This is a genomic window from Pseudomonas sp. KCJK9000 (genome assembly GCF_046230725.1).
Classification (GTDB): domain Bacteria; phylum Pseudomonadota; class Gammaproteobacteria; order Pseudomonadales; family Pseudomonadaceae; genus Aquipseudomonas; species Aquipseudomonas promysalinigenes.
On the sequence record NZ_JBJJLN010000013.1, the window covers coordinates 1 to 25,661 of the forward strand.

Sequence of the window (25,661 nt, forward strand, 5' to 3'; positions counted from 1 at the left end):
AGGGCAAAGTCGACGATACGAACGTGCATGGTAATGCTCCTGGTGAAATGAGGAATGCTGAAAACCGCATGCCAGGTCTGCCAGTTCGGCTTTTGCCTGAACGTGCTGGGGGCCATGCCGAAGTCTCTGCGAAAGGCGTAGTGCTGTTTACATGGGCCTAGAGGCTTGGCGTGAGCTCTTCGGTGGAGCGCAGATCGAGCGCCGCCCGCGCGGCGCATCGCGAGCTGCGCTCGCTCCTACGTTTGTTTCGGGCCAATTAGTCCTGTGGGATTTGCGCGCGGACGCCTTTGTGCATGGCGCGGTATCGCGTCGTATGACCCAGGCGGTCGCGCGCACCTGCCACAGGCGTTACTGGCCCGAAACAAACGTAGGAGCGAGCAAAGCTCGCGATGCGCCGCGCGGGCGGCGCTCGATCTCACAGGCGCCAAAAGGCTCAAATTGAACCCCAAAAAAACCCGACACTAGATCACCGGTATCGGATTTTTTCGACCCCAAGCCTGGACTCAAATGCTTAAGTGAACAGCATTACTGCGAAAGGCGGGGCTGTCGAAGCCGGCGTCCAGGAAGGCGTCCAGTACGGTGCACCCCCCACCCCGGGGCGGGAAAGCCTAGCCGGGCTTGCCCAGTTCCGGGGATTACTGGCGCTCAGCCCCAATCGCTCGGCGCACCGTGCCCAGCAATTCGCTCAGGCGGAAGGGTTTTACCAGCATATCCATGCCCTCGCCCAAGAAAGCCTGGCGGTCACGCGCTTCGTCGGCGTAGCCGGTCATGAACACCACCGGCAGCGCGGGCCGGCAAGCGCGGGCCAAGTCCGCCAGTTCGCGGCCGCTCAGGGTGGGCAAGCCTACGTCGGTCAGCAGCAGGTCTGGGCCAGGCTCCTGGCGCAGGTGCTGCAGTGCCTCATCCACAGTCGATGCCAGGGTGCAGCGGTAACCGGCATCGGTCAGGGCCTCGGCCACCGATACGCGCACCGAGGCCATGTCCTCGACGATCAGCACATGCTCGCCATTGCCTTGCGCGTCTTCTGTGGCTTCGCGGTGTGGGGCCGTGGCGGCGGATTGGGTGGCGGGCAGCATCAGGGTGACTTCGGTGCCCTCGCCCGGCACGCTGCGCAGCGCCACATGCCCACCCGACTGGCGGGCGAAGCCGTAGATGGTCGACAGGCCAAGCCCGGTGCCCTGCCCCACCGGCTTGGTGGTGAAGAATGGGTCGAAAACCTTTTCCAGCAGCTCAGGCTCGATGCCGCAGCCGTCGTCACGGACGGTGACCGCAATATAGGCCCCGTCGCGCAGGTTCAGGTCGCCGTAGACCTGTGCCATGCAGGTCGACACCCAGATATGCCCGCCCTTGGGCAAGGCATCGCGGGCGTTGATCACCAGGTTGAGTACGGCGCTTTCCAGTTGCACCGGGTCCACCAGGGCGATGGTGGACGAGCCGGAAAGCTCGAGAATCAGGGTGATGCGTTCGCCAATGGTGCGGGTCAGCAAGTCTTCCAGGGAGTGCACGTGCTGGTTGACGTCCACCGGGCGGGTGTCCAGCGGCTGCTTGCGGGCGAAGGCCAGCAGGCGATGGGTCAGCGCGGCAGCGCTGCTGGCTGAGCTCAGCGCCGCTTCGATGTACTTGGGGACCTTTTCCGTGCGGCCCTCGGTAACCCGTTTGCGAATCAGCTCCAGGCTGGTGATCACACCGGTCAGCAGGTTGTTGAAGTCATGGGCGATGCCGCCGGTAAGGCTGCCCAAGGCATCCATCTTCTGCAGTTGCAGCAGCAAGGCTTCGGTGCGGGCGTGTTCCGCCACCTCTTTGGCCAGCTGGTTGGTGGCGTCGTCCAGGCGGGCCAGGTGAAAGCGCTCGCGGTGGCGGTGCTCGGTCACATCTTCGACGAACACCAGGCACAGGCCGGGGGTGCGGTAAGGTGACAGTTGCCACTCGGTGTCGCGAGGCTGGCCGTTCACCAGCATGCCCAGTTGGCCTTTCCAGCGCGCACCTGCGCCGATGTGCTCGCGCAGTTCGCACAGTGCGGCATCCTGCTGCGGGGCAAAGCACTCGCGCAGGTAATCGGGCTGGTGGTTGTCTTGCACCAGTTGGGAAAAGGCATGATTGCACTCATGCACCCTGAGCTCGGCATCGAGCACGGCGATCGGCGCCGACACGCTGCGGAAAATTTCCTGGAAGCGCGCTTCGCTTTCACGCAGTGCCCGTTCGCTGTCACGCACCCGCAGCAAGGTACGCAGAGTGGCCAGCAATACGTCCGGGTCCACTGGGTGGATCAGGTAGGCATCGGCGCCGGCGTTCAGGCCGGTGATGATGTCGCCGCTCTGGATCGACGCCGCCGACACGTGAATCACTGGCAGCAAGGCGGTGCGTTCGTTGTCGCGCAGCAGGCGCACCACATCGAAGCCGCTCATGTCGGGCAGGTTGACGTCGAGGATCAGCGCGTCCAGGTGCTGCTCACCGATCAACGCCAGCCCCTCGCCGCCGGTGCCGGCTTCGAGCACTTGGTAACCCTGCGCAGTCAAGCGTCGGCGCAAGGCATAGCGGGTGGCTGCGTTGTCATCGACGATCAGCAGGCGCAGGTCAGCTCTCATCGGCATTCTCCTGGGCCAGTGCCAGCGGGATGGTCACATGGAAGCACGAGCCTACTCCGGGCTCGCTGGTCACGCCCACTTCACCGCCGAGCAAAATGGCGAAGCGTTTGCACAGTGACAGGCCCAGCCCGGTGCCGCGCAGGCGCTTCTGCAGCGGCGAATCGACCTGGGCGAAGTCCTCGAACAGGCTCCCGAGCAGCTCTTCAGGTATGCCGATGCCGGTGTCGCTGACGGCGAAGCGGATATTGTCTTCACCCTGCAACTGAGCCGACACGCGCACCTCGCCACGGGAGGTGAACTTCAACGCGTTGGAAATGAAATTGCGCAGTATCTGTGCCAGCTTCTTGTCGTCGGTGTAGAGCCTGGGCAGGCCTACCGGCTCTTCGAAAATCAGGTCCACCGCACCGCCTTCGACGATGGGGCGGAACATGCCGCGCAGGGCGGCGAACAGGTCGAGCATGTCGAACCAGGCTGGCGAGATGGAAATGCGCCCGGCCTCGATCTTGGCCAGGTCCAGCAGGTCATCGACCATGTCCGACAGCTCGCGGGTGGCAGTGCTGACGAATGCGACCTGGCGGTGCTGCTCTTCGGACAGCGGGCCGTCCAGCTCATCGGCCAGCAGGCTGGTGATGCTAAGGATCGAGCCCAGCGGCGTGCGGAATTCGTGGCTCATGTAAGACAAGAAGCGGCTCTTCAGGTCAGAGGCCTGGCGCAGTTGCTCGGCCTGGATGTCCAGCTCGGCATACAGCGCCAGCACGCCCTGGTTGGTCTCTTCCAGCTCGGCGCGCAGCGCTTCGTTTTCGGCTTGCAGGCTGGCAACCAATGCCGCCTGGTCGGTAGCGGGTTCAGCCATAAGTCGGCTCCAGGTCGACGACCAGCACTGCTACATCATCCCGCCCACGGCAGAAATCACGGTGCAGCACGGTCGCGATGACGGCCGGGTGGCGATGCACCAGGCCAGGGTAGTCGTCGAGTTTCCAGCGCGACTGCAAGCCGTCACTGTACATAACCAGCAAATTGCCGTTCACCTGAGCGTAGTCGAACGCCTGCGCCTTGCGGTACTGGTTACCGACAATGCCGGGGTGTGAGGCCAGGCCACGGGCGTGCACACCGCCCACCAAGCTGGCACCAATGTTGCCGATGCCGGTGAAGGTCAAGCGGCTATTGCTGGTGTCGTGCTGGGCAATGGCCACAGCGCCGCCGCGGGTGCCGGCCATGGCCTGGTGCAGGCGCTCGATCAGCAGCAACGGGGTTACGAACGGGTCGGCGGCGAAAGCCTGGGCGCCTGCGTGGGCTGCCGCTTCGGCGTCCGGGCCGTGACCCAGGCCGTCCACCATCAGGGCGCTGAGACGGTTGCCATCGATCGCCACGTGCCAGGTGTCACCGCAGGCCGGGTCATCGTGCAGGGCATGGTGACTGACGCCGATGCGCAGGTCAGCACAGGCGCTGTTGCGTGGGTAAACCCGCGCCAGAATCACCGAGCCGCGCTGGTCGGTATACACATCGAACACCTGGGCCAGGCGCGCGATGGCGCCAAGGCCGATGCCCTGGGTGCCGCCTGTGGAAAACCCGTCTGCCAGGCAAGCTGTGGCATCGAAACCCTGGGCGCGGTCCACGGCCAGCAGTTCGATACCAACCCCGTTGGCGACCGGCAGCGCGCGCAGGTGCAGCTCGCCGCGCTGGGCGTGCTTGAGCACGTTGCTGCACAGCTCTGTAGCCAGCAAGGCCACACGCCCAGCGTCTTCATCGTCGAAACCGTGATGCTGCGCCATTTTTTGCGCCGTGCGCCGGGCATGGCCAACCTGGCTGCTGTCTTCGAGGGGCAGCACTAGCGTACAGCTGCCTTGAATGCTTATGCCCATCGCGTGATCGTCACCCGTGTGCCTTGGCCGGGTGCGGTATCCAGTTCGAACTCATCCACCAGCCGCCGGGCGCCGGTCAGGCCAAGGCCCAGGCCGTTGCCGGAGGTCCAGCCATCGGTCAGGGCCAGCTTGATATCGGGAATGCCGGGGCCCTCATCGCGGAACACCAGGCGCAGGCCGGTGCGCCCCGGCTCTTGCAGTATTTGCCAGTCCATGTCGCCGCCGCCGCCATACACCACGGTGTTGCGCGCCAGTTCGCTGACGGCGGTGACCAGTTTGGTCAGGTCGACCAGGCGCATGCCGCACTCACCGGCAAGCTTGCGGGTGAGCTGGCGAGCCAGCACCACATCCTGCTCGATACGTACCGGCAAGGTGCCACTTTGCTCGGCGTTCATGTGCGCCTCACTGTCTGGCTCAAGCGCTGCATGCCGCGTTCGACGTTCAGTGCAGTGCTAACACCCGGCAAGGTCAGGCCCAGCTCGACCAGGGTGATGGCCACTGCCGGCTGCATGCCCACCAGCATCACCTGGGCATCCATCAGCCGCGACAGGCTGGCGATGTCGGCGATCATCCGGCCGATGAACGAGTCGACCATGTCCAGTGCAGAAATGTCGATCAACAGGCCACGGGCCGAGGTGCTGCTGATGCGGTCGGTCAAATCGTCCTGCAAGCGCATGGCCAGTTCGTCATACATGTCGACCTGGATGGTCACTAACAGGTATTCGCCCATTTGCAGAATCGGGATGCGTTCCATGGCTTATACCTGCTCGGCCAGGCTCACACCCATACGCGACAGGGCCAGCTTCAAGGCGTCGGCAAGGTTGGCCTTGGTGGTCAGGGTGCCAAGGTCCAGCCCCAGGTGCACGATGGTCTGGGCGATCTGTGGGCGTATGCCGCTGATGATGCAATCGGCGCCCATCAGGCGGATCGCGGTAACGGTTTTCAGCAGGTGCTGGGCCACCAGCGTGTCGACAGTGGGCACGCCGGTGATGTCGATGATGGCGATTTCCGAACCGGTATCGACGATGCGCTGCAGCAACGATTCCATCACGGTCTGGCTGCGTTGCGAATCCAGCGTGCCGATCAGCGGCAACGCCAGCACGCCGTCCCACAGTTTGACCACAGGTGTGGACAACTCCAGCAGCTCTTCCTGCTGGCGTTTGATCACGGCTTCGCGGGTTTTCTGGAAGGTACGCATGGTGTGCATGCCCATGCTGTCGATCAGCTCGGAAAGCACCCATTGCTGTTCGGCCAACTGCGCAGGGTTAGCGCTGTAGTGCGCCTGTAGCAAGCCGAACAGCGGCCCTTTGAGGGCGAAAATGAAGTAGACGGTTTGGTGGGAGTCATGGCCTAACTGGGCGCGGCTGGCGGACAGTTTCTCCAGGAACCGCCGGGCTTCGTCCCAACCGGCAGCGTTCAGGTCGTTGCCGGTTTGCGATTGCAGGCCATCGATCAGCGTCTGCAGAAATTCGCGGGTTTCCTGGGCGAGTAGCTGTTCCTTGATGTTACGGGTGGCGCCGCTGGCTTCGAGGCTTGCAGTCCACTCATTTAGCAGCTGTGCCTGATGGGTGGTGATCGCTTCCAACGTGCCGCCTTGCAGTGCTGCCATATGCTTCTCGCTCCTATGCGTTAAGGCCGGCATCCCCAGGTGTCCGCCGGCCTGCAGAAATGACATCTGCCCTTACAAATAGTTGTGGGGAATGGAAAAGATAGTTGCAATGAGCCACAACTGCGCGGCGTTTGCAATGAAGGCCCCATTGCGGGGCCCCAAAAACTGCAAAACACCTCAACAGGGCAGTGCCAGTTAGTTGCACCCGCAATTGGCTCGACTAACTGGCACCGCCCGTTCGAGTGCGTTTTTCGTTACTGCACGTTCACTTGCATCACCCCATCGACCGCACACCAACCGCCTGCGCATGGCCCCGCGAGGTGACGATGCCCAGGAAGGAAATCACAATCGCCAGGCCCAGGGTCGAACTCACTTCTGCGCGGTGCTCGGGCGTGAACATCATCACCGCCAATGCGCCAGCGATGAAAATGATCACCGCCCACGTCAGGTACGGGAACAGCCACATGCGGAACTTCAACTCGGTGTTCTCGCGCTCCAGGCGGCGGCGCATGCGTAACTGGGAGATGGCGATAACCATGTACACCAGCAGCGCAATGGCGCCGGAGCTGGCCAGCAGGAACTCGAACACGCCCTTGGGTGCGAAGTAGTTGAGGATGGCGATGGCGGCGCCGATCAGGGTGCTACCAAACACCGCTGCACGGGGCACACCCACTTTGGAGGTCTTGTTGAGAAACGCCGGTGCATCACCGCGCTTGGCCAGGGAGTACATCATGCGCGAGGCGATGTAGATCGACGAGTTCATGCAGCTGGTCACGGCCACCAGCACCACCAGGTCCACCATGAAGCCGGCGCTGGGGATGTTCATGATTTCCAGTGCACGCTGGTACGAACCCACCACTGCCAGTTGTGGGTCGTTCCATGGCACCACGGAAATGATCACGAAGATCGACAGAATATAGAAAGTGCTGATCCGCCAGATCACCGAACGGGTGGCCTTGGCGATGTTGCGCGAGGGGTCGCTGGATTCGGACGCCGCGATGGTCACCGCCTCGGTGCCGATAAAGCTGAACATCACGGTGATGAAGGCGCCGACCACCGCCGACCAGCCGTTGGGCGCGAAGCCGCCGTGCTCGGCCATCAGCGTGCTCAAACCGCTGACCTCACGGTTGGGCAGCCAGCCCATCAGCGCGGCAAAGCCCAGGCCGATGAAGCCGAGAATCGCCGTGACCTTCAGAATGGCGAACCAGAACTCGAACTCACCGTACTTGGCCACGCTGAACAGGTTGGTGCCTGCCAGCAGCAGCACCGAGGCCAGGGCGAAGATCCAGCTGGGGATATCGGGGAACCAGGCATTGAGCACATGCCCTGCCGCCAGCGCTTCGATGGGGATCACCAGTACCCAGAACCACCAGTACAGCCAGCCGATGGTATAGCCGGCCCAACGGCCGATGGCTTGGTCTGCGTAAGTGGAGAACGACCCAGTGTCTGGGTGTGCGACGGCCATTTCGCCGAGCATGCGCATCACCAGCACCACCAAGGTCCCGGCGACGAAATACGAAAGAATGGTAGCTGGCCCGGCCGCCGCGATGGCGTGCCCGGAACCTACGAAAAGTCCGGCACCGATAATGCCCGCAATGGACAGCATCGTTACATGACGTGGCTTGAAACCTTGCGCGAGGTTGCCATCGGATCCCACGGTGTTCATTGATCTTGTTCTCTTTTTGCTGACACAAGGAAGGGCGGGCAGAGGGAGGCGAAAATATCTCCTTTCAAATCAATAAGTCGACAGGATACAGGTGCTTGTTTGTTGGTATTGGGCACAGGTCACAGAGCAAGCTGCTGGTGAGGTTCGGGCTTCATTTAAGCCCCGCAAGGCTGTGGGAAATTACACGAGAACGCCTCAGAACTGTTCGATCACGACAGCGGATTTCCAGAAACGCCAAATGTCGCCCATGGCCTGTCCAATCGCGCCAACGCTGCCACCCGGGGCTTTCGGTTTTCATTTGGATGTGTGCGCCCAGGCAAAAAAAAGCCCCGGTATCCCGGGGCCTCTGTTGCTCAGGCGTCTGCCTACGCCTGCCCAGTACGCTCGAAGCGTTTGGCCAGCAACAGGTAAGCGAAGATCCCCAGCACGCCATGGGCGGCCACGAACCAGAGTGCGTTGTGGAACGAGCCAGTGCTGGCGACCACGTAGCCGATCACCAGCGGGGTGACGATACCGGCGATATTGCCAATGCCGTTGAAGACACCGCCGCACAGGCCGACCATCTTCTTCGGTGCCACATCCGACAGCACCGCCCAGCCCACGGCCGCCAGCCCTTTGCCGAAGAAGGCCAGGGTCATCAGGGCGATGACCGCGGCGTTGCCATCCACATAATTGGCCAGCACCAGCGTGGTGGACAGCGCCATACCGATCACGAAGGGCGTCTTGCGCGCTTTGGACGGGTGCACACCACGGCGAATCAGGTAGTCGGAGACGAAGCCACCGAGAATGCCGCCGGTAAAGCCGCAGATGGCTGGCAATGCGGCGACCCAGCCGGCCTCCATGATGGTCATGCCACGGCCTTTGATCAGGTAGATCGGGAACCAGGTGATGAAGAAGTAAGTGAGCGCGGTGATGCAGTACTGGCCCATGTACACCGCCCACAGGTTACGGCTGGTGAACAGCTGGGCGACTTCGGCGCGGGTCGGTTTGCTCTTGGCCGTCTTACGTTCCTTTTCAAGGTCCACCAGGGCCCCGCCTTCGCGCATGTAATCCAGCTCGTCACGGCTTAGCCCCGGTGCGCTGTGGGGCTCGTGATACAAGCGGAACCACACCACGCTGAGCACCAGCCCCAGTACGCCCATCCAGATGAACACCTGCTCCCAGCTCAGGGTATGGGTCATCCACGCCATCAACGGTGCGAACACCACTACGGCCATGTATTGCGCGGAATTGAACAAAGCCGAGGCAGTGCCGCGCTCACGGGTGGGGAACCAGCAACTGACGATGCGCGAATTGGCCGGGAACGCTGGCGACTCCACCAACCCGAGCATGAAGCGCATAGAAAACAGCGCCACAGCCGCCGACACGCCCGCCAGGCCCAGCCAGCCGACGGTGCCTTGCAGCAGGGTGAACAGGGACCAGAGGATCAGGCTGATGCCATACACCCGGCGCGCGCCGAAGCGGTCGAGTAGCCAGCCGCCCGGCACCTGGCCCAGGGCGTAGGCCCAAGCGAAGGCGGAGAACACCATGCCCAGCATCACCGGGTCGAGGCCAAGGTCTTTGAGCACCTCGGTGCCGGTGATCGACAACGTGGCGCGGTCGGCGTAGTTGATGACGGTGATGACGAAGATCAGCGCCAGGACCAGGAAGCGATGGCGACCGATCCCGGCCCCGGCCTGCGATGCGGCGACGGCGGATTTGCTGTTCATTTGGCCCCTCTTGCTTCTCGTGGGAAGCGTTTGTTCTTGTGTGAAGGTATGGCCCGTGGGCCTTGTGTTGCCTGTGCTGCCCGCTTCGCGGCTGAACCCGCGAAGCCCTATGGCCTGCGCAGTTTCCAGCACCTGCGCACTTACCGTGGAGCGGCTTTAACCACGAAGAGGCCCTAACGCCCGGTCACGCGGTTCGGCGGCGCCTCGCCACGGAAACAGGCTTCTAGGTTGTTCAACACCATGCGGCCCATTTCCAGCCGGGTCTGCAGCGTGGCACTGCCACGATGCGGCTGCAGCGCCACCTGATTGAGGTCACGTAGCGCCGGGGGCACGTTGGGTTCGTCGACGAATACGTCCAGCCCGGCCCCGGCGATGCGCTGTTCACGCAAGGCACCCACCAGCGCCTGCTCATCCACCAGCTTGCCGCGCGCCACATTGATCAGATAACCCTGCGGCCCCAGCGCATCGAGCACCTCGGCCGTCACCAGCACCTGCCCGCCATCGGCGGACGCCGCGACCACCAGCACATCCACCGAGCGGGCCAAGGCCACCAGGTCAGGCTCATAGCGGTAGCCGCTTTCTGGCTGCTCGCGCCGCCCGTTGTAGGCAATGGCCATGTCGAATGCCGCTGCGCGCCGTGCGATGGCCTTGCCAACCTCGCCCAGGCCGACGATGCCCAGTTCGATACCACTGACCTTGCGCGCCAGGGGCAAGTTGACCGTGCCCCACAGCCCGTCGCGTACCAGCCGCTCACCTTCGCCCAGGCGGCGCAAGCTACTGATGATCAGGCCCATGGCAAGGTCGGCTACATCGGCGGTCAGCACGCCCGGCGTGGTGGTGACCTGAACGCCGCGGCCAGCCGCGTGGTGCAGGTCTACGGCGTCGGTACCGATGCCGCTGATGGCAATGATTTCAAGAGCCGGCAATTGGTCCATCAACGCATTCGACAGGCCCTTGGCGCCACCTGTGACTACGCCGCGAATGCGCGGGCCAACCTCGGCGAGCAACTGTTGCGGTTGTTCGTACTGGTACAGGCGGTGCACGTTGTAGCGGCTGACCAGCTCGGCATCGATGGCCTCTGGCACAGGCTGGGTCAGCAGTATGTCGATGGGAGGGTTGTGCATGCTGGGCTTCCGGCAGTTCGAAGACATGACTCGATGCTAGGCCCGTATTTGATACAGGTCTAATATAGATACTGGATCGAATAATTCAGGAATTGAATCATGGAGCTGCACCAACTGCGCTGTTTCGTCGCTGTCGCTGAGGAGCTGCACTTCGGCCGCGCCGCCACACGCCTGCACATGACCCAGCCCCCGCTGAGCCGGCAGATCCAATTGCTGGAGCACTCTCTTGGCGTGCTGTTGCTTGAACGCAATAACCGCCAGGCGCGGCTGACCCTGGCAGGGCAAAGTTTTTTGCAGGATGCCCGGCGCATCCTGCAGGTAGCTGAATCGGCCAGCCAGTCGGCGCGGCGTATCGCCCATGGCGAAGCAGGCAGACTGACCTTGGGCTTCACTGCCGTGGGCGCCTACAGCATGATCCCGCGCTTGCTGGTGCATGCCGGGCACACCTTGCCTGACATCGAACTGGTGCTGCGCGAACGGGTGTCTGCCACCCAGGTGCATGACCTTGAAGCGGGCCTGATCGATGTCGGCCTGGTACGCCAGGTGTTGCCAAGCGCCCGCGTGCAATACCTGCCGATCCACCGCGAACCGTTTCTCGCTGCCCTGCCCGCCGGGCACCCATTGGCGGCGCGCAAGCAACTCAGGCCAAGCGATTTCGACGGCGAGGCATTCGTGATGTACAGCGCCAGCGAGGGGCGGTACTTCCATGACCGCATTGCCAACCTGTTTGCCCAGCATGGGGTGCAGCCGCACTACCTGCATCAGTTGGGGCAGACGCATTCGATTCTGGGCCTGGTCAACGTCGGGTTGGGGTGTGCTGTGGTACCGGCTTCGGCGCAGGCGCTGCGCCTTGAACAGGTGGTGTTCAAGCCGCTGGAGGGAATGGAGCAGCAGGCTGAGATCTTCCTGGCGTTTTGCCGGGATAATCCGAACCCCGTGCTTGAGGGTTTTGTGGAGATGGCGCGGGCATTTTTCGAAGCTGGGTAGATAGCGGTGGCTTGCTCGCTGGTAAGCCGCTCCCACAGGTATGAGCCTGCGCAAAACCCATGGGAGCGGGGCCACCGGCGAACAGGCCGGCAGCCTCAACGCACCATGCAAGGCCGCTTGTTATCGAAGCGCCAGCCTGGGATCAAAAACTGCATCGCCACGCTGTCATCGCGCGCGCCCAACCCCATGTTGCGGTAGCACTCGTGCGCCTTGGCCAGTTGGTCTTCGTCCAGCTCCACGCCAAGCCCCGGCCGCGCCGGTACCCGCACATGGCCATCGACGATGCGCAGGGGGTCGCGGGTCAGGCGCTGGCCGTCTTGCCAGATCCAGTGAGTGTCGATGGCGGTGATCTCACCCGGCGCCGCCGCAGCGACCTGGGTGAACATCGCCAGCGAAATATCGAAGTGGTTGTTCGAGTGCGAGCCCCAGGTCAGGCCCCAGTCGTTGCACATCTGCGCCACGCGCACCGAGCCCTGAAGGGTCCAGAAGTGCGGGTCGGCCAAGGGGATGTCCACCGACTGCAACTGGATGGCGTGGCCCATCTGCCGCCAATCGGTCGCGATCATATTGGTGGCCGTGGGCAGGCCAGTGGCGCGGCGGAACTCGGCCATCACCTCACGGCCTGAGTAACCATTTTCCGCACCGCACGGGTCTTCGGCGTAAGCCAGCACGTGGTGTTTGTCGCGGCACAAGGCGATGGCTTCCTTGAGCGACCAGGCGCCGTTGGGGTCAAGGGTGATACGCGCTTCGGGGAAGCGTTCGGCCAGGGCGGTGACCGCTTCCATTTCCTCCTCGCCCCGTAGCACCCCACCTTTGAGCTTGAAGTCGCTGAAGCCATAGCGCTGCTTGGCGGCTTCGGCCAGGCGCACGACGGCTTCCGGGCTCAGCGCCTTTTCATGGCGCAGGCGGAACCAGTCGTCGTCGGCATCGGCTTCGTTACGGTAGGCCAGGTCGGTCTGCTGGCGGTCACCGATATAGAACAGGTAGCCCAGCATCTTCACCGCATCGCGCTGCTGGCCTTCGCCAAGCAAAGCTGCAATTGGCACGTTCAGGTGCTGGCCGAGCAGGTCGAGCAATGCCGATTCGATGGCCGTCACCGCGTGCACCGTGATGCGCAGGTCGAACGTTTGTAGGCCGCGCCCGCCGGCATCGCGGCTGTCGAAGGTCTGACGCATGGCATTGAGCACGCGCTGGTAGTGCCCGATCGGCTGGCCGACCACCAGGCTGCGAGCGTCTTCCAGCGTTTGACGGATGGCCTCGCCACCGGGCACTTCGCCCAGGCCAGTGTTGCCGGCGCTGTCACGCAGCACCACGACATTACGGGTGAAGTAAGGGCCGTGGGCGCCACTGAGGTTGAGCAGCATGCTGTCGTGGCCTGCCACGGGGATCACGCGCAGCTCTGTGACCACAGGGGTTTGGGCATGAACGGCGGGGTTGGTCTGCATATTCATCATTGTTTTCTCGCAGTGATCAGTGGGTCTGGCCCAAGGCCGAAGGTGCCTTGAGCTCGTCAGCGGGGGCGCCCTTTGGGCGAATGCGCACGAAGAATACGGCGATGGCTGCCAGCACCGAGGTCACGGCCAGGCCATACAGGCCGCCCTGGATCGACCCGGTCTGCTGCTCCAGCAGGCCGAAGGTGGTAGGGGCAACGAAGCCGCCGAGATTGCCGACCGAGTTGATCAAGGCGATCACGGCCGCAGCGATGCGTGCGTCCAAGTAGCCCTGGGGGATCGGCCAGAACAGCGACGAGGCCGACTTGAAGCCAATGGCCGCGAAGCACACCGCAACGAAGGCGAACACCGGGCCGCCGGTGGTGGACATGAACATGCCGATGGCCGCGACCACCAAGGCACCTGCCACCCACGCCTGCTGGAATTTCCAGCGCGAGGAGCCAGCGGCGAACGCGTACATGGCGATGATCGAGATCAGCCACGGGATGGAATTGAAGAAGCCGACCTGCAGGTCACTGAGGTCGCCCATGCGTTTGATGATGCTGGGCAGCCAGAAGGTGGCGGCGTAGATGGTCAGCTGAATGCAGAAGTAGATCAGGCAGAACAGCAGGATCTGGCGGTCCTTGAGCAGGCTCCAGGCCGATGGCTTCACCGCGCCGACGGCTTCACGCTCGCGTTGTTCACGGTCGATGGTCGCTTCCAGCGCCTGCTGTTCGGCCGGGCTCAGCCATTTGGCATCCTTAGGCTTTGAGTCGAGCCAGAAGAACACGAAGAAGCACAGTGCTACCGAGGCCATCCCTTCGATGAACAGCATCCACTGCCAGCCATGCATGCCCAACCCTTGGATCTGCATCAGCGCGCCGGCCAAGGGGCCGGAAATCAGCGATGCCAGGGCCGAGCCGCTGAGGAAAATGGCGATGGCTTTGCCGCGCTCGGCGGCCGGCAACCAGCGCGTGAAGTAGTAGATCACCCCAGGGAAGAAGCCCGCTTCGGCGACCCCCAGCAGAAAGCGCAGCACGTAGAACTGGGTTTCGTTCTGCACGAAGGCCATGGCAGTGGCCACCAGGCCCCAGGTGAACATGATGCGGGTCAGCCACAGCCGTGCACCGACCTTTTGCAGCAGCATGTTGGACGGCACTTCGAATAATGCATAGCCGATGAAAAACAGCCCGGCGCCGAAACCAAAAGCAGCGGCGCTGATGCCCAGGTCGCTCTCCAGGTGGGGGCGGACGAAGCCGATGTTGACGCGGTCCAGGTAGTTGACGATGAACATGATGACGAACAGCGGCAGGACATGGCGTTTGACCTTGGCCACAGCACTGGCCAAAGCGTCGCCTTCATTCCGGGCAGACGGAGCGAGGGTGTCGTTCACAGGTAGATCTCCCACTAATTGTTTTTGTGCGGGTCGAGGTTGTCTGACATGACAGTGGAACGGAGCATATGCCTCGCGAGGTTGTACGACAAGATGCCAATCATCGCGAAAATCGCTTGATACAAGCAGCTAAAAAGGTAAATTGAGTCGATCTTGTCTATAAAGGCTTGTAACGGACCTACACGCAGATGAAAAAATCCTGCAAAAAAATTTTTGCCAGGCTAACTTGTCATACAAGTTCACCTACCCCGGAAATTGCCATGGACCACGCAAAACGTAGCCACAGTCGCACCCACGACTTGGTATCGAGCCTGACCCAGCAGATTCTGTTGGGTACCTTCAAACCAGGGGACAGGTTGCCCTCGGAGAACACCCTGGTGCGTGAGCACGGGGTCAGCCGCACGGTGGTACGCGAAGCGCTATCGAAACTGCAGGCCTCAGGCCTGGTAGAGCCGCGCCATGGCATCGGAACCTTCGTGATGGAGCGCCAGGGCCCTGCAGGTTTGCGGGTGGGCGCGGAGAATGCGGCGAGCGTGCGTGACCTGCTGGAGCTGCGCATCGGCCTGGAGGGCCAGGCAGCTGCGCTGGCTGCGGTGCGCCGCAGTGACGAACAGCTGGCACGCATGCGCAAGGCGCTGGATGACTACCAGGATCGAGCGGCGGCCGGGGACAGTTGCATCGAGGCAGATCGGCGCTTTCACCTGTTGATCGCCGAAGCCACCGGCAATCTGTATTTCAGCGAGATGATGGCGCAGTTGGGCAACGGCCTGATCCCGCGTAACCGTGTGGCCCTGGCCGAACGCGCCGGGGCCAACCTGGCGCGGCATGCGTACCTGGCCAACCTTGAGCACGAGGCCATTCTCAATGCCATCCGCCGGCAAGACCCGGATGCCGCACGGGCAGCGATCTGCCTGCACCTGTCCAACAGCCGGGACCGACTACTGCCAGATTGAGTGCTGCAGTGCATCAAGCCAGGGCCCGGTCCACCAGCACCTGCAAGCGCCCCTGCGAACAACGCTCGACCCGCGCCTGAACGCCATACACCTCGGCCAGTAGCGCAGGTTGCAGCACCTGCTGGGGTGCCCCACAGGCCACTACCCTACCCTCGCGCAATACCACCAGCCAGTCGGCATGGCTGGCAGCAAGGTTGATATCATGCAACACCGCCACGGCCAACGAGCCATGCGCAACCACCCGCTCGCGCACCGCCCCCATCACCCGCAATTGGTAATGTAGATCCAGCGCACTGGTCGGCTCGTCCAGTAGCAGCACCTGGGGGTTACGGGCCAACAACTGGGCCAGCGCCACCAGTTGCCGCTGGCCACCTGACAGGCTATCGAGGGAACGCTCGGCCAGCGCTTCGATCCCCAGGTGACGCAGCGCCGCGTAGGCGCTACCTAGCAAGTCGTCTTCACCCGCCACGCGCAGCGCCGCGACAATGCTTTCCAACACCCCCAGGGCAATCCCCGGCGGCAATTGCTGGGGCATATAGGCCAAGCGTCGCGCACGCTCGGCAAAGCTCAGCCGGTTCACGTCCTGCCCATCCAGATGCAGGCTGCCAGTCATGCGCTCAAGCCCGGCAAGCGCACGCAGCAAGGTCGACTTGCCCGCACCGTTCGGCCCGACCAGCGCCACCAGGCTACCGGCCGGCAGTGCCGGCAGGCTCACCCCGTGCAGGATCTGCCGCGCACCATAGGCGACCGCCACGTCCTCGATCAGCAAGCTCACAGTTTTCGCCCCCGACGGAACACCAGCAGCACGAACACCGGCACCCCGACCAGTGCCGTCACGATGCCTACCGGCACGATCACACCAGGCAGGATCAACTTGCTGGCAAGCGACGACAGCGACAGCATCAGCGCCCCTACCAGCGCACTGGCCGGCAGCAGAAACCGTTGATCCTCGCCCACCAACAGGCGCGCTATGTGTGGCCCGACCAGGCCGACAAAACCAATGGTGCCGACGAACGCCACCGCCGTGGCCGACAGCAGGCTGATACGCAGCAGCGAAGCAAAGCGCAGGCGCCGGGTATCCACGCCAAAGCTGCGCGCGCGGTCCTCACCCATGCGCAGCAAGGTCATGGCCGGGGCTGCACGCAGCGAGAACGGCAGTAGCACCGCCAGCACCAAGGCCAGAATGCCCAGTTTCTGCCAGTCGGCCCGGGCTACGCTGCCCAAGGTCCAGAACACCAGCTGCTGCAACACGTCTTCGGTGGCCAGCAACTGCAGCAGCGAAACCAGCGCATTGCAGCTGAATACCAGGGCGATACCGAACAGCACCAGGCTCTCTACACCGGCACCGCGCAAACGTGACATGGCCTGCAGCAGCACCACCGACAGGCAGGCGAAGGCGAAAGCCATCAGCGTCACCTGCGCGCTCGGCGCCAGCCAGGTGATAGCCAATGGATAGGCAATCGCCAACGATGCTCCAAGCGCTGCCGCCGACGACACGCCAAGGGTGAAGGGGCTGGCCAGCGGGTTATCGAGGATCGCCTGCATTTCGGCACCTGCCAGGGCCAAGGCTGCGCCCACCAGCACGGCCATCAGCGAGTACGGCAGGCGCACGTTCCAGATGATCACCCGTTCGGTTGCGCTCAGCGTGGCCGGGTCGAGCATGCCATGCAGCAGTTGCCCAAGGCCCATGCCCGACGCACCGCTGGCCAGATCGCACAGCACCGACAGCAGCAACAGCAGTGCCAACGCCAACACCAGCAAGGCCCGCCGCCACAGCAGACGACGGTAGTGCCAGGCGGCGCGCGCCGCACCGTCATGAGCCAACGCGGTCACTTGGCGTCGACCCAGTACTGGCCGTCCAGGCCTACTTTGAGCATTTGATTGATTTCGCCCAGGGTGGCCTGCGGGTCGATGTCTTTGAAGTGCTCAGGGTGCACCCACTTGGCCATGGCTTCGATCGCAAGGATGTTGAAGGGCGAGTTGTAAAAGTCATGCCAAAGGCCGTGAGCCTGCCCCGCCTGGATGGGCCGAAGCGGCGCGAACTCGGGCCGGGCAGTGATCTTCGCCAGGCTCTGGCGAGCGGTTTCAAGCGAGACACCTGCCCCAAGCAGCACGCCCGGTGCGCGGTTGCCGGTGGCGATGTAGACATCAGGGTCGGCCTGCAGCACATATTCGACGCTGACATCCCCAAGGGCCCCCGGCACTGCATCGGCACCGATGTTATGCCCGCCGACCGCTTCGATCACGCTACCCAAGCCGCTTTTGCCAGTGGTATGACCCGGCGCCTGCCAAACACCTGGCAGCAACTCCAGGAACACCTTCGGCCGCTGGTCAGCCGCCAGCGTCGCCACGCGCTCGTTGATGCGCGCAAGGTGGCGCTCATACAGGCTCAGGTAAGCCTGTGCCTGCTGTTCACGCCCCAACAATGTGCCTAGCGCTTGCATGCTGACCCGCGTGTTGCGGATCGGGTGCACGCGGAAGTCGATGAACAGCACCGGGATTCCAGCCTTCTCCAGCAAGTCGGCCACCGGGCTGTGCTGGGTCGGGCCTTCGCCGGCGATGCTGAAGATCGCAAGGTCCGGCTTGAGCGCAAGAATCTGCTCGGCGCTGACGCTCTGCTCAGAGGCCTGCCCGATCAAGGGCAGTTTGGCGACCTGGGGGTATTGCTTGGCGTAAACCTCATAGGTATGCGGGTCGAGCAGGCGCATATCGTTCTGCCAGCCCACCACCCGCTGGAACGGGTTGTCGCGGTCGAGCAGCGCCAAGGCGAAGAACAGCCGCCCTTCACCCAGCACGATGCGCTGCGGGCGGTGGTCGACTTCAACCTTGCGCCCAAGCACATCGGTGACCTCCAGCGCGTGGGCGGTGCGGGCGGTACCCGCTAGGGCAGCCAGCAACAACAGCGCCAGCAGCAGGCGCTGGGGTGATAGGCAAAGGCGGTACATCGGGGGAATCCTCTTGTGGAGAATCAGTCGCATCTGGTCCGGCGCATTCTAGCCAGCCGCCTTCCCCTGCCGATGTACGCAAATGTAGTGGCTTGTCCAAGCCTCGTTACAGTTCTACCAAGTCAGGCAAATCTTGCCGAAATGCCGGTTGCTCTCTTGGTAGCGAAACGCATCGACGATCTGTTCCAGCTCGAAGTGCTTGTCCACCACTGGTCGCAAACCATTGGCATCGATCGCCCGGATCATCGCCTGCTGCTGCGCGCGGCTGCCCACCAGCACACCTTGCAGGCGGATCTGCCGCACCAGCGCTTGTACCAGCGGCAGTTGCCCGGCCACGCCGGTAAGGATGCCGATCAGCGACACATGCCCGCCAATGCGCGCGGCGATCATCGACTGCTCGAGCGTTGCCGGGCCGCCTACTTCGATGACGTGATCGACCCCGCGATTGCCGGTGAGCGCACGGACTTTTTCGCCCCATTCTGGGGTACGTTGATAGTTGATCAGGTGGTCGGCGCCGAGGGCTTTGAGGCGTTCGAGCTTGGCGTCGCTGGATGATGTAGCGATGACCGTGGCACCTGCCAGCTTGGCAAACTGCAGGGCGAAGATCGAAACGCCCCCCGTGCCCTGCACCAGCACCGTATCGCCAGGCTTGAGGTGGTCATCGCCCATGAGCGCACGCCAGGCGGTAAGGCCGGCGGTGGTCAATGTTGCCGCCTCGGCATGGCTGAAACCCCGAGGCGCCAAGGTGAAAGAGGTTGCCGCAGCGGTGACCTGCTGCCGGGCATAGCCATCGATGCCGTCGCCGGGCACACGGGCAAAACCTTCGACATTGGCTTGGCCGTCGAGCCAGTCGGGGAAGAATGTACTGACGACGCTGTCGCCAACTTTGAACTCGCTTACACCCGCGCCAACCGCTACCACCTCGCCGGCCCCGTCGGCCATGGGGATACGCCGCTCGCTCGGGCCCCACATGCCGCTCACCACAGCGAAATCGTGGTAGTTGAGGGAACTGGCCTGCAGCCGCACGGTGATTTCACCGGTATTGGGCGCCGGGGCTTCGCAGGTGCCGACTTCGACCTTGTCGTAGCCGCCGCCGGGTTGCACAAAAATGGCTTTACTGGTCATGACCAAGGCTCCATTGCCAATAAGGATTGGCGTTCAGCATAGCCAGTGCAGACTTACCTGTGCCGGCCTCTTCGCAGGTGAACCCGGCCCCACAGGGCCAGCTCGAACCCGCGAAGAGCCCTGCACGAACAACAGACAGTTCAGCCCAGCATCATCCGCAGTGCCCGGCAATCGGCCGCGTGCCAATCCACCAGCTCAGGCCATGGGTTGTCTGGCAGGTTCACCAGCACCGTGCGCGCACCCGCAGCCCGCCCGCAGTCCAAATCGAAGCGGTAGTCGCCGACCATCACCATTTCCTGGGGCGCCACGCCCCAGCCCTTGGCAATTTTCAGCAGCCCATCGGGGCTCGGCTTGGGCTGTGCCTCATCGCGCCCGAGAATGTGCTCGACATCGAAGCAGTCAGCCAGGCCAATGGCCTGCAGCGTCACATGGGCCAGCTCCCTCGCATTGCGGGTCAGAATACCAAGGCGGCAGCCGCGTTCGGCCAGCTCGCGTACCAGCTCCACCGCCCCGGTAGCCGCTGTCGAATCGACCGCCAACTGCCGTTCGTGCTCCAGCAGCCACGCATGCTTTTGCGCCGCCTGCGCCGCTGGCAGCGCCGCCAGGTGGGTGAGGATGTCGTCCTCGGCCGGAATGTCCAGGGCTACACGGATCGCCGCGAAGTCGTGCACCGCTACGGTGAGGGTGCCGTCCATGTCGAACACCCAGTTGCGAATCTCGCTCAGGCTCATGCCCAGTCCTTCCGATGACGGATCAAGCCTTCCTGGGTGGACGACGCCACCAACTGGCCTGCGCGGTTGAAGATGCTACCGCGGCAGAAGCCACGGGCATTGCCGGCCCACGGGCTGTCTGTGGCATACAGCAGCCACTCGTCGGCACGCAGGTTGCGGTGGAACCACAGCGAGTGGTCGAGGCTGGCGATCTGCATGTCGCGCTGCCACACCGACTTGCCGTGGGGCAGCAGCGAGGTGGTCAACAGACCGAAGTCGGAGGCATACGCCAGCAGGTATTTATGCAGCGCGGGCACGTCAGGAAGGCTGCCGTCGGCGCGGAACCAGGCGTACTTGACCGGGTCGCCGGGTTTTGGGTTGAACGGGTCACGCTCGCTCACCGGGCGGATCTCGATCGGTTTGGCGCACAGCACCTTGTCGCGGATGCGCTCGGGCAGCTTGTCGGCATGGGCGCTGGCCAGCTCCACTTCGGTCGCGAGGTTTTCCGGGCCCACCACATCGGGCATCTGCACCTGATGCTCGAAGCCTTCTTCGTCATACTGGAACGACGCACTGCAGGTGAAAATCGGCTGGCCCTTCTGGATCGCCGTCACCCGCCGGGTGCTGAAACTGCCGCCATCGCGCACGCGGTCGACCGAGTACACCACAGGCAGGCTTGCATCGCCTGGGCGCAGGAAGTAACCGTGCAGCGAGTGCACATGGCGTGCATCCTCGACCGTCTGGCTGGCAGCCGACAGTGACTGGCCCAATACCTGGCCGCCGTACAGTTGGCGGAAGCCCAGGTCCTGGCTGCGGCCACGGAACAGGTTTTCCTCGATCGGCTCGAGGCTCAACAGGTCGACCAAGTCGTCCAACACGTGACTCATCGGGGGGTTCTCCTTGTAGGAACGAGCCTTGCTCGCGATGCTCGGTTTCACAGGCGCTGAACGTTTTCGGCGAGCACCTTACAGTCGGCAAATGATACAGGCTTTGCTATAGATACCGCGCATGGCCAGTCATTCCGTTCGCAGCGTCTGCTCCCAATGCGCACGGTCGATGCGGTACAGCACATGGGGGCGCAAAGGGTGGCCGATGGGCAACCGCGGGTGTTCGAAGCTGCCGTTGACATCTTCGATCATACCGATGGCCTGCATGACTTTCTGCGACGGCAAATTGCTCTTGCTGGTGAACGACACCACCTCTTCCACGCGCAACTGGGCGAAAGCGCAGCGCAGGCAGGTCCACGCAGCCTCGCTGGCAAACCCCAGCCCCCAGTGGCGCCGCGCCAGACGCCAGCCGATCTCCACAGCCGGGGCGAAGGGCGCATCGAAATTGACATTCAACAGCCCCGTCATGCCGATAAACGCGCCGCTGTCCTTGCGCTCCAAGGCCCACAGGCCAAAGCCGTATTCGTTGAAGTGCCCGCGAACCCTGCCGATCAACGCAGCAGCTTCCAGGCGCGTCATCGGCGCCGGGAAATAGCGCATCACCTGGGGGTCGGCACACATCGCGGCGAACTCGCGCAGGTCATCATCGTGCCATTGGCGCAACACCAGCCGTGCGCTTTCCAGTTCGAGAATGGGGGTCATCGGGGTTGCTCCGGTTTTGCCGTGCTGCAGTTTAGAGCGTAGGCGCCGACGCGGGTTTCACCCAGCCCTTAACGGCCAAATGCAATTTTCACACGCCCTTCACCGCCTCCCGACAGGGCGCTTGCCAGGATGCCGCCATCACTGCCGCGCAAGGTACGGCCCTATCAATGGAGCAGCACATGCTATCGAGCAATACCCTGGGGCATGCAGCCATCCATGCCCGGCGCCAACGGCGCCTGTCTCGCAAATCTCTCGGAGCCGCCCTTGGCCTGTGCATGTTCGTGGCGGCGTTGACCACCTGGCTGGCGACGAGGACGCACATCGTGGACCTTGGCAATGAGCAACACCTGACCGACAGTGGCCTGCTGCAGGACTGGGCCGAGGGCGCAGTGATCGTGATGATTCGCCACGCCGAACGCTGCGACAGCGCACCGGGCCCGTGCCTGGACGACCCTACCGGCATCACAGTGGCCGGCAGCCAGGCCGCTGGCCAAGTTGGCCTGGGGCTGCTGCAACTGGGCCTGAACGATGCCGACATGCTCAGCAGCCCAAAACTGCGCACTCGGCAAACCGCCCACTTCATCCTGGGCCAGGCGGTGGCCACCGAGGACTGGCTGGAACGGTGCGACAAGCAGTTCGCCAGCGAAGCGCTGGCCCGTAAACGCCCCGGTCATAACCTGGTACTGGTGACCCACAATGGCTGCATCGACCACTTCGCCCGTGATCAGGGGGTGCCCGGTGGCGAACGTGAAAGCGGCTACGCCACTGCCTTGTTCGTATCGGTGGATGGCAAGGGCAAAGCGCGCATACTCGGGCGCCTGAATCCGCCCGCCTGGCAACGGGTATTGGCCAGCGCAGGGCGATGACAGGTGAACCATGCGGGTGACCATCATGCGTTATTCAGCACCCAACAGTGCGGCAGGCCAGCCCACCGGCTGGCCACTGCGACACTTACAAGGAGCGGGCCGTCATTCACCATTGACGGTATAGGTGAGAGGACGCTCGGCAGGGCTGAGGTCGGCGCTTTTTATGATTCTCCCATCATAAATAATCGCCACCTGTAGTGGTTTGCTAGAAGCCCTGACGTTGACATGGAATTTATTCATCACCTTGGCACTTAGACGGTAGCTTGGCAACTCAAACGTCGAAACGCGCCCTTCTGAAGTTAATCGGAGCTGCCAGACCTTGACTCTACGCGTTGCCTCATCAGGTTCATAAACGTAACCGTAGGCGCCGTGCAGGGCCGGATAAATGTAGGCAGGCAATATATTTTCAGGGTCATAATAGCCAATAACTGTTGTTACCGGTACGCCATGAGCATGCGGCTTTTGCGCGACGGCTTTGTCCACAAACTGGGGACGCTCTCGCCACACGGAACCATCGGATTCATAATACTTCTTCATGCCCCTAGAAATTGGCACAATGAGTCCGTTGATATTCAAATTGGTCGGGTAACTGGCGGCATGATCTATCTGCAGTATGCGCCCCTTATTCGAGGCGGCCGCTGGCGGCACATAAATATTATCCGCCCAATCGCCGTCACGCATAGCGATACCAAGCACCCGGTACCTGTCCAGCAAGCTAGCCAGTCGCGCCTGGCCAAGGTCATCATTACTGGCAGTAACTCGGGACATACTTGCGTCCAGAAACTTTGCTTCAACCCAGCTAGCACCTTCGGCCACGTAGATCTTTGAAAATCCTCGCCCAATGGTCACGTTTTGGCCATTGATCCTTAACTCCGTGTCGTAGCCAGCATTGTGTTCGACACTGAATAGACTCCGCGAATGAGGAGTTGCAGGCGGCACCACGATACGCGGCGCCCAATCCCCGTCGCTCATACGAACTTTCACCATGAACCCCGGCCACAACCGCAGGGCAATATTGAGTTCACTGAGATCATCATTGCTCAGCACAACGTGGTCCATCACATCAACACTATTGACGTAAGCCTCCATACTGTGGGTAGCCGGGTCCCATTTACGGAAACCTGTCGGTGAGTCTTCCGAAAATACGGCTTTGCTTTCCATAAACTGCTGAATACGCGTCGCCACATAGGGCGTGTGCAATGTGAAGCGGTTCAGCGAGCCCATAGGGTACCCACCGGCCATCGCGTCGGACCCAAAGCGGCGACCAAAAAACGGCGCTTGACATTGGCCCTCCAGACAGTTTTCTTCATGGGTAACTTCGGGGGCAAAATTCGGTATGAATCGGTTAAGATCCATGTCCCAACCCCAGGTGGAATTCGGCGCATGCGCCGGCCGATGGATTGAGCCGTCGAACTCGCCTGGGTAGTGGCCGAGCGAATAGTTGTGCCCAAACTCATGGCTTAGTTCATTGCCTAACGACGCATCAAGCGTAACCATACTGCCACCGCCAGAGAGGCCATGCACTACAACACCATTGGCGTACTTACCGCGACTATTGTGCGCGGTGAGCTGAGCGGCGGTATAAGGCGACCATTGGTTGTCACCAGGTGAAGTGTGAATCCCGTAGTTGGCATGGTTCATACCCAGTGATACTAAAATCTTGCCAGTTTGTTCGCGCATGGTGCCGTTGTGGGCGTCTCCATGACTCGGGTCGAAATCGGTTAGCAACGTGCCATCAGGCAACATGACTTCCGTCAGATGCAACGCTTGGTAATCGCTGACGACCATTCGAGCCACTGGAATATTTTGATAATACTCCCGGTGAGCACCGGGGGTGGTCGCGAAAGCATATTGGTTTCTAGGCGGGGTGAGCATCCCAATGTCGATTGTATTGACCAACAGCTCCGAAGCCCCCCCGACCTTTATGTTATCTAGTACCCCAGAAACCCCACCGGCATAAAAATGGATGCTCATGCCTGGGCGAACCCATGACGCAGGCATGACTTCACTCCAAGCATCTTCGGAGTATGTTAACACCCGATTATCAAACGCTACTGAGTTAGCCCAGCGGCCCTCAACAGCACAAAACTTAACACATGCTCCCTTCAAAACAGGCAATGCCTCGCCATCGCAATACACGGTGATAGCATGCTGCGTTTTGTTATTCACAAGCACACTGCGTAATTTACCTGAGCCAACGGCCGGTAAGTGCATTTCAGGCAGCCATGCATGATCAGAAAGTTGAACCTCTACTCGTTCATAGCTGTCCGAAAGCGCGTGCCGTTCTGCAACTTGCACCTGACTGAACCCGTCCAGCTCCTCTTGGCTGTCGACGGTATGGACTGGCGAAGACAAGACCGCATCATCATCGTTTTCAAATACACCATCGCTGTGATAGATAGTGTTAGGTAGAAGGTTAGGTGCCCGCATGTGCAGAGTACCTACAGGCTTTGATTGCTCATCATACACATAGGCCAGCACTTCCTCGGCAGGGCGAAACAACTCAATCATCACAAGCGTCTTGCGGCGAGAAACCAAATGCGGTTGTTGATCACCTGATTTGGGGGTTACAGGAATCACTTGACTTTGCGCGAACCTGACACTGCCCTGCAGCGCTCCGCGCAGGTCATTGACACGTTCATCCGTATTGAATACCTGGCTTAGTTTCCGAAATACCACCGTATCATTCACATGTTCGACATAAAACCGTCGAGCTAAACTTCCTGTATTCACTGACTTTGGCACTACACCCAAGGTGGTGGCTTGAAGCTCCACAGGAATGTACATATTCATAATCGTGACCGAGCCGTCTACATGGCTATCCAGCACGAGGCTTTGCCACGTGTTCCCTTTGTACTCGGACAGCCAAACTCCCGTCTCTGACATTGTCACTGCAGTATTGTGATCAGCCGCTGTACGGATACCAATCGACCCATCGCCCTGATTTTGAATTCTAAATCGCTGGGAGAGGGATCCTATGTAAGGCCTAAGCACAAGCTCGCCGTTAACCACTGTCAACACTGACTCATCACTCATAGGACCCTCTCTCATTCAATGGTGAATGGGCGCCGATTTAATAACCTTACTCAAAAACAGGCATGCTGCTTT

Annotated in this window: 22 protein-coding genes; 3 read left to right on the forward strand and 19 right to left on the reverse strand. The window is 62.0% G+C overall.

The features are described 5' to 3' along the window. Positions 1–635 precede the first annotated feature (635 nt). The 9 genes from ACK59H_RS08290 to ACK59H_RS08330 all read right to left on the reverse strand — a co-directional run bounded on the left by ACK59H_RS08290 (position 636) and on the right by ACK59H_RS08330 (position 10,555). A complete protein-coding gene (locus ACK59H_RS08290; protein ID WP_060479432.1) occupies positions 636–2,585 on the reverse strand; it encodes a response regulator in 1,950 nt (649 codons plus the stop codon). Then, on the reverse strand, positions 2,575–3,438 hold the full coding sequence (locus tag ACK59H_RS08295; RefSeq protein ID WP_060479433.1) for a sensor histidine kinase KdpD: 864 nt from the start codon (positions 3,436–3,438) through the stop codon (positions 2,575–2,577). Before ACK59H_RS08295 ends, ACK59H_RS08290 begins: the two co-directional genes overlap by 11 nt. Then, entirely contained in the window at positions 3,431–4,447 is a 1,017-nt protein-coding gene (locus tag ACK59H_RS08300) for an ATP-binding protein (RefSeq protein WP_371326781.1), read from the reverse strand. Before ACK59H_RS08300 ends, ACK59H_RS08295 begins: the two co-directional genes overlap by 8 nt. After that, entirely contained in the window at positions 4,438–4,842 is a 405-nt protein-coding gene (locus ACK59H_RS08305; RefSeq protein ID WP_060479434.1) for an anti-sigma regulatory factor, read from the reverse strand. Before ACK59H_RS08305 ends, ACK59H_RS08300 begins: the two co-directional genes overlap by 10 nt. Continuing rightward, positions 4,839–5,201 carry an STAS domain-containing protein gene (locus ACK59H_RS08310; protein ID WP_060479435.1) on the reverse strand — a complete coding sequence of 121 codons (363 nt, stop codon included), beginning with the start codon at positions 5,199–5,201 and terminating at the stop codon, positions 4,839–4,841. Before ACK59H_RS08310 ends, ACK59H_RS08305 begins: the two co-directional genes overlap by 4 nt. Before the next feature lie 3 nt (positions 5,202–5,204). Next, a complete protein-coding gene (locus ACK59H_RS08315) occupies positions 5,205–6,056 on the reverse strand; it encodes an STAS domain-containing protein (protein WP_409264395.1) in 852 nt (283 codons plus the stop codon). 274 nt (positions 6,057–6,330) lie between these two features. Further along, a complete protein-coding gene (gene gabP / locus ACK59H_RS08320) occupies positions 6,331–7,722 on the reverse strand; it encodes a GABA permease (RefSeq protein ID WP_060479437.1) in 1,392 nt (463 codons plus the stop codon). Positions 7,723–8,087: 365 nt separating this feature from the next. Further along, the gene (locus tag ACK59H_RS08325; protein ID WP_060479438.1) at positions 8,088–9,431 is read right to left on the reverse strand and encodes an MFS transporter; all 1,344 of its coding nucleotides are present in this window, start codon (positions 9,429–9,431) and stop codon (positions 8,088–8,090) included. Positions 9,432–9,604: 173 nt separating this feature from the next. Continuing rightward, positions 9,605–10,555, reverse strand: coding sequence for a 2-hydroxyacid dehydrogenase (locus ACK59H_RS08330; RefSeq protein ID WP_060479439.1), 951 nt, complete (start codon positions 10,553–10,555; stop codon positions 9,605–9,607). A gap of 99 nt (positions 10,556–10,654) precedes the next feature. Between ACK59H_RS08330 and ACK59H_RS08335 the strand changes: the two genes are divergently transcribed. Next, the gene (locus tag ACK59H_RS08335) at positions 10,655–11,542 is read left to right on the forward strand and encodes a LysR substrate-binding domain-containing protein (RefSeq protein ID WP_060479440.1); all 888 of its coding nucleotides are present in this window, start codon (positions 10,655–10,657) and stop codon (positions 11,540–11,542) included. A 95-nt stretch (positions 11,543–11,637) separates the two neighbouring features. On the opposite strand, the gene gudD is transcribed toward ACK59H_RS08335, so the two are convergent. Then, a complete protein-coding gene (gene gudD, locus ACK59H_RS08340) occupies positions 11,638–12,993 on the reverse strand; it encodes a glucarate dehydratase (protein ID WP_261745584.1) in 1,356 nt (451 codons plus the stop codon). Between the two features lie 19 nt (positions 12,994–13,012). Further along, positions 13,013–14,365 carry an MFS transporter gene (locus ACK59H_RS08345; RefSeq protein ID WP_060479442.1) on the reverse strand — a complete coding sequence of 451 codons (1,353 nt, stop codon included), beginning with the start codon at positions 14,363–14,365 and terminating at the stop codon, positions 13,013–13,015. A gap of 260 nt (positions 14,366–14,625) precedes the next feature. On the opposite strand from ACK59H_RS08345, the gene ACK59H_RS08350 reads away from it, so the two are divergent. After that, positions 14,626–15,318 (forward strand): FadR/GntR family transcriptional regulator, encoded by a 693-nt coding sequence (locus ACK59H_RS08350; RefSeq protein WP_060479443.1) that lies wholly within the window; start codon positions 14,626–14,628, stop codon positions 15,316–15,318. Between the two features lie 13 nt (positions 15,319–15,331). On the opposite strand, the gene ACK59H_RS08355 is transcribed toward ACK59H_RS08350, so the two are convergent. The 7 genes from ACK59H_RS08355 to ACK59H_RS08385 all read right to left on the reverse strand — a co-directional run bounded on the left by ACK59H_RS08355 (position 15,332) and on the right by ACK59H_RS08385 (position 21,687). Further along, on the reverse strand, positions 15,332–16,093 hold the full coding sequence (locus ACK59H_RS08355; protein ID WP_060479444.1) for an ABC transporter ATP-binding protein: 762 nt from the start codon (positions 16,091–16,093) through the stop codon (positions 15,332–15,334). Beyond that, positions 16,090–17,151, reverse strand: coding sequence for an iron ABC transporter permease (locus ACK59H_RS08360; protein WP_060479445.1), 1,062 nt, complete (start codon positions 17,149–17,151; stop codon positions 16,090–16,092). The genes ACK59H_RS08355 and ACK59H_RS08360 overlap by 4 nt, the downstream gene beginning before the upstream one ends. Then, complete coding sequence (locus ACK59H_RS08365; RefSeq protein ID WP_060479446.1) at positions 17,148–18,263, reverse strand: ABC transporter substrate-binding protein; 1,116 nt, start codon at positions 18,261–18,263, stop codon at positions 17,148–17,150. Before ACK59H_RS08365 ends, ACK59H_RS08360 begins: the two co-directional genes overlap by 4 nt. Before the next feature lie 114 nt (positions 18,264–18,377). Continuing rightward, positions 18,378–19,388, reverse strand: a complete 1,011-nt coding sequence (locus tag ACK59H_RS08370; RefSeq protein WP_060479447.1) for an NAD(P)-dependent alcohol dehydrogenase — start codon at positions 19,386–19,388, stop codon at positions 18,378–18,380. 140 nt (positions 19,389–19,528) lie between these two features. Continuing rightward, positions 19,529–20,119: an HAD family hydrolase gene (locus ACK59H_RS08375; protein WP_060479448.1), complete on the reverse strand. Its 591-nt coding sequence runs from the start codon at positions 20,117–20,119 to the stop codon at positions 19,529–19,531. Further along, positions 20,116–20,985, reverse strand: a complete 870-nt coding sequence (gene tesB / locus ACK59H_RS08380; RefSeq protein ID WP_060479449.1) for an acyl-CoA thioesterase II — start codon at positions 20,983–20,985, stop codon at positions 20,116–20,118. The genes ACK59H_RS08375 and tesB overlap by 4 nt, the downstream gene beginning before the upstream one ends. A 129-nt stretch (positions 20,986–21,114) precedes the next feature. After that, positions 21,115–21,687, reverse strand: coding sequence for a GNAT family N-acetyltransferase (locus ACK59H_RS08385; protein ID WP_060479450.1), 573 nt, complete (start codon positions 21,685–21,687; stop codon positions 21,115–21,117). Positions 21,688–21,866: 179 nt separating this feature from the next. Here ACK59H_RS08385 and ACK59H_RS08390 point away from each other — a divergent pair, with 179 nt between their 5' ends. Next, entirely contained in the window at positions 21,867–22,553 is a 687-nt protein-coding gene (locus ACK59H_RS08390; protein ID WP_060479451.1) for a histidine phosphatase family protein, read from the forward strand. A 102-nt stretch (positions 22,554–22,655) separates the two neighbouring features. Here the strand turns inward: ACK59H_RS08390 and ACK59H_RS08395 are convergent, their stop codons facing one another. Next, on the reverse strand, positions 22,656–25,589 hold the full coding sequence (locus ACK59H_RS08395) for a M66 family metalloprotease (protein WP_060479452.1): 2,934 nt from the start codon (positions 25,587–25,589) through the stop codon (positions 22,656–22,658). Positions 25,590–25,661: the final 72 nt, after the last annotated feature.

Coding starts and splice junctions, on each gene's coding strand:
- ACK59H_RS08370 (WP_060479447.1), bottom strand. CDS start 19,388: ATGACCAGTAAAGCCATTTTTGTGCAACCCGGCGGCGGCTACGACAAG.
- ACK59H_RS08305 (WP_060479434.1), bottom strand. CDS start 4,842: ATGAACGCCGAGCAAAGTGGCACCTTGCCGGTACGTATCGAGCAGGAT.
- tesB (WP_060479449.1), bottom strand. CDS start 20,985: ATGAGTCACGTGTTGGACGACTTGGTCGACCTGTTGAGCCTCGAGCCG.
- ACK59H_RS08390 (WP_060479451.1), top strand. CDS start 21,867: ATGCTATCGAGCAATACCCTGGGGCATGCAGCCATCCATGCCCGGCGC.
- gabP (WP_060479437.1), bottom strand. CDS start 7,722: ATGAACACCGTGGGATCCGATGGCAACCTCGCGCAAGGTTTCAAGCCA.
- ACK59H_RS08330 (WP_060479439.1), bottom strand. CDS start 10,555: ATGCACAACCCTCCCATCGACATACTGCTGACCCAGCCTGTGCCAGAG.
- ACK59H_RS08350 (WP_060479443.1), top strand. CDS start 14,626: ATGGACCACGCAAAACGTAGCCACAGTCGCACCCACGACTTGGTATCG.
- ACK59H_RS08395 (WP_060479452.1), bottom strand. CDS start 25,589: ATGAGTGATGAGTCAGTGTTGACAGTGGTTAACGGCGAGCTTGTGCTT.
- ACK59H_RS08375 (WP_060479448.1), bottom strand. CDS start 20,119: ATGAGCCTGAGCGAGATTCGCAACTGGGTGTTCGACATGGACGGCACC.
- ACK59H_RS08315 (WP_409264395.1), bottom strand. CDS start 6,056: ATGGCAGCACTGCAAGGCGGCACGTTGGAAGCGATCACCACCCATCAG.
- ACK59H_RS08365 (WP_060479446.1), bottom strand. CDS start 18,263: ATGTACCGCCTTTGCCTATCACCCCAGCGCCTGCTGCTGGCGCTGTTG.
- ACK59H_RS08290 (WP_060479432.1), bottom strand. CDS start 2,585: ATGAGAGCTGACCTGCGCCTGCTGATCGTCGATGACAACGCAGCCACC.
- ACK59H_RS08310 (WP_060479435.1), bottom strand. CDS start 5,201: ATGGAACGCATCCCGATTCTGCAAATGGGCGAATACCTGTTAGTGACC.
- ACK59H_RS08325 (WP_060479438.1), bottom strand. CDS start 9,431: ATGAACAGCAAATCCGCCGTCGCCGCATCGCAGGCCGGGGCCGGGATC.
- ACK59H_RS08295 (WP_060479433.1), bottom strand. CDS start 3,438: ATGGCTGAACCCGCTACCGACCAGGCGGCATTGGTTGCCAGCCTGCAA.
- ACK59H_RS08335 (WP_060479440.1), top strand. CDS start 10,655: ATGGAGCTGCACCAACTGCGCTGTTTCGTCGCTGTCGCTGAGGAGCTG.
- ACK59H_RS08385 (WP_060479450.1), bottom strand. CDS start 21,687: ATGACCCCCATTCTCGAACTGGAAAGCGCACGGCTGGTGTTGCGCCAA.
- ACK59H_RS08300 (WP_371326781.1), bottom strand. CDS start 4,447: ATGGGCATAAGCATTCAAGGCAGCTGTACGCTAGTGCTGCCCCTCGAA.
- gudD (WP_261745584.1), bottom strand. CDS start 12,993: ATGAATATGCAGACCAACCCCGCCGTTCATGCCCAAACCCCTGTGGTC.